This window comes from Cognatiyoonia sediminum (genome assembly GCF_900129845.1).
In the GTDB taxonomy this organism is placed as follows: domain Bacteria; phylum Pseudomonadota; class Alphaproteobacteria; order Rhodobacterales; family Rhodobacteraceae; genus Cognatiyoonia; species Cognatiyoonia sediminum.
On the sequence record NZ_FQXB01000013.1, the window covers coordinates 1 to 1,289 of the forward strand.

Annotated in this window: 1 protein-coding gene; it reads left to right on the top strand. The window is 61.1% G+C overall.

What is annotated here, in order from left to right; genetic code table 11:
- A partial coding sequence (gene hisD, locus BUA85_RS16435; protein WP_072903051.1) for a histidinol dehydrogenase occupies window positions 1-1,289 on the top strand: 1,289 nt, incomplete at both ends.

The following is a 1,289-nucleotide window of genomic DNA, read 5'->3' on the forward strand; positions in this document are numbered from 1 at the left end:
AAAAAAGCGGAATTGACGTCATCGAGTGGCGCGTCTGATGTGCATGACACGGTTGTGTCGATCCTGTCTGAGATTGAGGCAGGGGGAGATGCGGCGGCTCTGGAGTATGCGGCGAAGTTTGATCGCTATGAGGGCAATGTCATCCTGACGCAGGACGAGATTGACGCGGCGATTGAATTGGTGCCGGAGAAGCTCAAGGCCGACATCCGCTTTGCCCATGACAACGTCAAACGCTTTGCCGAGCTTCAGAAAAGCACCGTGGCCGATGTGGAGATGGAGATCCAGCCGGGCTTTGTCGCCGGTCAAAAGGCAATCCCCGTGGATGCGGCGGGCTGCTATGTGCCAGGCGGGCGCTATAGCCATATCGCAAGCGCGATCATGACAGTGACCACGGCGAAGGTCGCTGGCTGCAAACATATCACGGCCTGTTCTCCTCCGCGCCCCGGCGTCGGTGTCGCCCCTGCGATCATCTATGCGGCCCATATCTGCGGTGCCGATACGATCATGGCGATGGGCGGGGTGCAGGGCGTTGCGGCGATGACCTTTGGCCTCTTTGGCCTGCCCAAAGCCAACATCCTTGTGGGCCCCGGCAATCAGTTCGTGGCAGAGGCCAAGCGCATCCTCTTTGGCCGCGTGGGCATCGACATGATCGCAGGGCCGACCGACAGCCTGATCCTCGCTGACAAAGACGCGGACCCGCATATCGTGGCGACCGATTTGGTCTCTCAGGCCGAGCATGGCTACAACTCTCCGGTTTGGCTGGTGACGGATGACCGCGCACTGGCCGAAGATGTGATGGCCCGCGTGCCGGCGCTGATCGATGACCTACCAGAACTCAACGGCGACAACGCCCGCGCGGCTTGGCGCGACTACGCCGAGGTGATTGTGTGTGCCGACCGCGAAGAGATGGCCGCAACCTCGGACGCCTATGCGCCCGAACACCTGACAGTGCAGGCGGCAGACATTGATTGGTGGTTGGAGCGCCTGACCTGCTATGGCTCTCTCTTCTTGGGTGAAGAGACCACGGTGTCTTATGGCGACAAGGCCTCTGGCACGAACCACGTGCTGCCGACCTCTGGGGCTGCGAATTACACTGGGGGTCTGAGTGTGCATAAGTACATGAAGATCGTGACCTGGCAGCGCGCCACGCGCGAGGCATCGAAAGACGTCGCCATCGCCACTGCCCGCATCAGCCGCCTCGAAGGCATGGAAGGCCACGCCCGCGCCGCAGACGTCCGCCTCGCCAAATACTTCCCAGGGCAGAACTTTGATCTAACGGCGGCTGAATA